This window comes from Nitrococcus sp. (assembly GCF_059432795.1).
In genome coordinates this window covers 1-4,601 of record NZ_JBXWZQ010000170.1, presented here as the reverse complement: position 1 = coordinate 4,601, position 4,601 = coordinate 1, and the positions used below count along the sequence as shown (strand labels likewise).

Annotated in this window: 7 protein-coding genes; 2 read left to right on the top strand and 5 right to left on the bottom strand. The window is 62.3% G+C overall.

Features of this window, described 5'->3' with window-relative positions; all coding sequences use genetic code 11:
• A partial coding sequence (locus AC52Q4_RS12040; protein WP_495537041.1) for a V-type ATP synthase subunit D occupies window positions 1–218 on the top strand: 218 nt, incomplete at its 5' end.
• Between the two features lie 214 nt (window positions 219–432).
• Here the strand turns inward: AC52Q4_RS12040 and AC52Q4_RS12035 are convergent.
• The 4 genes from AC52Q4_RS12035 to AC52Q4_RS12020 all read right to left on the bottom strand — a co-directional run bounded on the left by AC52Q4_RS12035 (window position 433) and on the right by AC52Q4_RS12020 (window position 2,842).
• Window positions 433–1,029, bottom strand: coding sequence for an MDR/zinc-dependent alcohol dehydrogenase-like family protein (locus AC52Q4_RS12035; RefSeq protein WP_495537042.1), 597 nt, complete (start codon window positions 1,027–1,029; stop codon window positions 433–435).
• Complete coding sequence (locus AC52Q4_RS12030; RefSeq protein ID WP_495537040.1) at window positions 924–1,538, bottom strand: alcohol dehydrogenase catalytic domain-containing protein; 615 nt, start codon at window positions 1,536–1,538, stop codon at window positions 924–926. The genes AC52Q4_RS12035 and AC52Q4_RS12030 overlap by 106 nt, the downstream gene beginning before the upstream one ends.
• Window positions 1,472–1,648, bottom strand: coding sequence for a hypothetical protein (locus AC52Q4_RS12025; protein WP_495537039.1), 177 nt, complete (start codon window positions 1,646–1,648; stop codon window positions 1,472–1,474). Before AC52Q4_RS12025 ends, AC52Q4_RS12030 begins: the two co-directional genes overlap by 67 nt.
• A gap of 291 nt (window positions 1,649–1,939) precedes the next feature.
• Window positions 1,940–2,842 carry a YihY/virulence factor BrkB family protein gene (locus AC52Q4_RS12020; protein WP_495537038.1) on the bottom strand — a complete coding sequence of 301 codons (903 nt, stop codon included), beginning with the start codon at window positions 2,840–2,842 and terminating at the stop codon, window positions 1,940–1,942.
• 285 nt (window positions 2,843–3,127) lie between these two features.
• Here AC52Q4_RS12020 and AC52Q4_RS12015 point away from each other — a divergent pair, with 285 nt between their 5' ends.
• Window positions 3,128–3,817 (top strand): histidine phosphatase family protein, encoded by a 690-nt coding sequence (locus tag AC52Q4_RS12015; RefSeq protein WP_495537037.1) that lies wholly within the window; start codon window positions 3,128–3,130, stop codon window positions 3,815–3,817.
• An 85-nt stretch (window positions 3,818–3,902) separates the two neighbouring features.
• Here the strand turns inward: AC52Q4_RS12015 and AC52Q4_RS12010 are convergent.
• Window positions 3,903–4,601, bottom strand: a 699-nt coding sequence (locus AC52Q4_RS12010) for a rhodanese-like domain-containing protein (protein ID WP_495537036.1), incomplete at its 5' end; no start/stop codon positions are given.

Genomic DNA, 4,601 nt, shown 5'->3' with positions numbered 1-4,601 from the left:
TCGAAACCCTGGCCGTATTGGGAGAGTCCGAAACCGCTCTGCGGCGCCTGCTGCGTGAGCACCGCCGGATCCAGAGGCGAGTCAATGCGTTGAAGCACAACATCATTCCCCAGTATCAGCGGCGCGTTCGCGAAATTGAAGGCGCCCTGGAGGAGGACGAGCGCGAAAGCCTCTTTCAACTCAAGATGCTGCGCGAGCACGGCAAAATCGCTGGTTGACGTGCAACCGCGGTCAGCGAATCGCGTGGCGGGCCGCAAAGCTCGGGCTGAACCGGCCCCGGTGCTGCGCCACGTCCGGCCCCCATGGCAATCGGCATCAGGAGTTCGCCCCGCCGAGTGGCAGGGCGGACGTCTTGCGTTACATGCTGCGCTCAGTGATCGCCGGTGGCGGGAGGTGTTGAATTCGCGTGGGTGGCTTGCCGCCGGCGTGGCCCTAGCCGGATGGAACGAACGATACCTTCACCCACCCCGCCTGGCGGGTATCGAAGGCCTCGTAAGCCGCTATGACATCGGGCAGCGGCTCGGTTTGAGGCACCACGGCGCGTGGGTCCAGCGTGCCGTTTTTTACCCGGCTGACCAGCCCCGGCACATAATGACGGTGGTTGCAATTACCCATGCGCAGGGTCAGATTGCGCTGCATGGCGAGCCCAATAGGAAAGCCGGTCTGGCTGGGTGGATAGACGCCAATCAAAGACACGACACCGCCCTTGGCAACGGCATTGATCGACCATTCCAAAGCTTGCGAAGGCGCGCCCCCCGGTCGCCAACGAAGCCCGTCGGGTGAGTGGGTGCGCGGAGCCACTTCGGCGCGTTCGTGCTCGTACCGGGCAAGCTTGTCGGAGGTGGCGGCGCTCGGTCCTGCGCTGGCGGGTTCCGCATCGACGCCGACGGCATCGATTACGCAGTCCGCGCCCGCCCCCAAAGTCAGCTCTCGTATGCTCGAGACCGGGTCTTCGGCGTTGAAATCGATGGCTTCCGCTCCCTGTCGACAGGCCATTTCGAGCCGAGAGGGCAGGGTATCGACCGCCACACCCGTCCTGCGCCATTGGACAGCGCCGCGGTGATCGCGAATTGGCCCACCGCGCCACACCCGAACACAGCCGCTGTCATGCCCGCCTTGATTCCTGCAAGGTCGGCACCGAAAAACCCGGTGGGAACCACGTCCGAGACCAGAATGGCGTCCTCGTCGGATACCTCATCGGGCAACTTGACCAAACCGGTGGCGGCAAACGGGATACGCGCATATTCGGCCTGAAGGCCATGAAATGGTCCACTCGGCTCGGGTCCGCCGAAAAATGCCGTCCCGGCGAGCTTGCCGTTCGGATTCGCTTCATCGCACTGAGCGTAATAGGCGTCCCGACAATAGGTGCACCGTCCGCACGCAATGGTCGAAAGCACGACAACGCGTTTGCCCGGTAGTAAATTGCGTACTCGGCTGCCTGTTTCTTCGACGATCCCGACCGCTTCGTGACCTAGTATGGTGTGCCCGGTTTCATGCCGGGCAGCGTGCCGCGCACCATGTGCAGGTCGGTGCCGCAAATGGCGCTGTGAGTAATCTTGATCACTGCATCGTCGGGCGTCTGAATTTTCGGCTCGGCCACGTCATCGAGTGGAATATCACCGACGTCATGAAATACCACAGCCTTCATAACAGCCTCCAAGCTTCTGGAAGTGTGCCACCGGGTCGCATTGACTGTGGTTTAGACAAACGCCAAGGCATTGCGTGCCTGTGCAAGCGCCGTGCAAAAAAGGGATATCGGTGAGGCCAAAAGTCTCTCCATGAGCGCCTGGTGCATAAACATCAGCGGCTTTGCACATGGCACGCGAGTTGACAGAATCCTGCCTCGACGTGCGGATTGCTGCGGATACGAACCTGCAGTAGCACGCTCCGCCGCGAGACGGGGCGGGCTGGTAAGCGAAAACGCTCTCGGTGTTCGCCGTTATGGGCGTACTTGCTCCGCGTCCTCGTGCCACGCGACCCCTGCCTCCGCGCTGCGCTCCAGTTCGGCTATGACCTGTGCTCCGAGCAACTGTTTGACGGCCCCGAGCTCGAAGCTGAGCAGCACCACGATCAGCGTTGCGAAAGAGCCGTAAACGGCGTTCACCAACGAAATGTTATCGAAGTAGTAAACAAGCGCCCACAAGCTCAGCTCCCAAAGCACGGCGGCGATGAAGCCGCCGACGAGGGCCCGGCGCAGCGCGATCCGCACCACGGGCAGCACTTTGTAGATGGAGGTGAAAAGCAGCCCGATGCCAATGAATCCGAACCCGTAAAGCACGGTGGCCGCCTCCCAGCTCAGGGTCAATTCGGACCCCGATACGTCGTGATTGCCGCCGCTGAGCCGGTTCACGGAGGCGACGACCAGCGTCAGCGCCAACACGCCGAATCCCAGAATCAGCACATAGAGATACGGCAGTAACGCCGACATCCAGAAACTGCGCCTGTAAACATGTGCACGGTGGTGAAAAATGATTGAAATCGCATCCTCCAGCATTCGAAAGGCGAGAGAGCTGAAGAACAATAAGACCAGAAATCCGACACCGCCGACGAACCCTCTGTCATGAATGAATTGCTCGACCGTGGCCACCAGCAGTTCGGCCTGTCCCGGAACCAGCAACTGGGCTTGGGCGTGAATCGTGGCAATGAGCTGAGCCTCGTCAACGATGCGCGAGAGGACTGCCAGGAACACCGCGAACAGCGGTACGATAGACAACAGCACGTTGTAACCGACGCCGCCAGCCAGCAAAATGCCGTGATTCGACAAAAAATACACAAGCACTCGGTGCGAGAAGCGTTGGGTGCGCTGGAGCGTGACGAGGGCACGCTGAAGTTTTGCATCCATGTTGGCTCCGCTTGCAGGGGCGACGGAAGATTCTGCGCTCGTTGTCGTTAACGGTTCGTTAAGTTCGCCTTGATCCGGTTCCCCTCGGCAGCCGAAGCATACCTCAGCTCGATGGGCGGCGGCGGTCCGGACTCTTGGCGGTTAATGCCCGGTCGGGCTCGCCAGCGTGATGGCAGGGCGTCACAGCAAGAAGCGTCGATCTCTGCATCATTCGAGCGGGAGGCTCACAGCTTGCCGTTCGCCTGCGCTTGGGCCGCGACGCCTGCAACTGCACTGGAGAAGTTAATGCGTTGTGTTTTGGTACGCCATGCGGAATCCGAGGGTAATGCACAAGGTCGACTGCAAGGGCATGCGGAGTTCGACCTCACGCCGACGGGGCGTCGGCAGTCGGAACGGCTGTTCCAGCGATTTCAGATGGAATGCCTCGAGCCGACTCATGTCTACAGCTCGCCGCTGCGGCGGACCCTAGAGACCGCCCGCATCGTTTGCCGATCATGGCAAGCGCCCCTCGTCCAGTGGGATGAGCTTATCGAATATAACGTCGGGATATTCTCCGGGCTGAGCTGGGAGGAAATCGACGCCCAGTACCCGGCCATGGCGCGGGCGTTTCGCGACAGTGGCGACTGGGCCGTGGTGGAAGGGGCCGAAGACCTCGAGCAGCGTCGTGCGCGTGGCCGGAGAGTAATCGCATCGCTTATCGATGGCCACGGCGCCGGCGACGTGATCGTGGCATTCAGCCATGGCGGCATTCTGCAGCACATCATTGTCGCGCTCCTCGGCACCGACCGGACGTGGGGTATTCGGGTACGCAATACGGCGGTCTTCGATTTCACCTTGGACGAAAAGTTCTGGCCTGGCTCGAGCGACGCCCGGCTCAATACCCGGCACTGGCGCATCCATTGCTTCAACGACGCGTCTCATCTGGAGCGGGACTACGGCGCGGCCGAGCAGACGGGCTCGGCGAAAGAGGCCTGAATCGGATTCCGTTCTCGCTGCACCTGACCCGAGGGCGTCGGGCGATTGGATTTTCGCCGGCAGATCGCTGCGTGGCGCCGTTTCCTTACGTTACTGCCTCGTTTTCGGCGGTCGGCAGGCCGAGAGCCGTCCAGGCGGTCATGCCGCCAAGCAGGTTGTAGGCGTTGGTGAAGCCGTGGCGCTTGAGAATACTGACGCCGAGACTGCCCCGATGGCCGACGCTGCAGGTGCAAACGACTTCTGTGTCCGTGGGGAGCCCGAGGTCGTCGATCCGCGCCTCCAGGTGCCCGACGTGGATGTGACGTGCCTCCGGAATATGTCCTTCGCCCTCATACTCGCCGGCTTCTCGGACATCGAGGACAACGAAACGCTCGCGCCGCTCGGCGAGTTGGCGCGCCGAGACGGTGCCGGCCAACTCGATTGGAAGCCCGGAATTGCGCCACGCTTCAAAACCGCCGGCGAGGGCTCCGGCCACGTTGTCGCGCCCGATGCGCGCCAGCGCCAGCCGGGCTTCGCGCAACGCCTGAGGACCATCGGCCACTAGGTAGATCGGTGTGGCATCATCGCTCACCCAGCCCCCATAGCGGGCCATGCCGTTGAGCCAAACGCTGTAGGCGCCGGCGATGTGCCCCCCCGCGTAGGCCTCGACGTCCCGCGTGTCGATCAGGGTGCCGTTGGCGCTTCGCCGGGCAAATTCTTGCGGCGAAAGCCACGGCACCGGCAGGTCCTCGAAGGGGCGGCCGGCTTGGAGGTTGACCTCTTCCATCAGCCTGAAGTAGGGGGG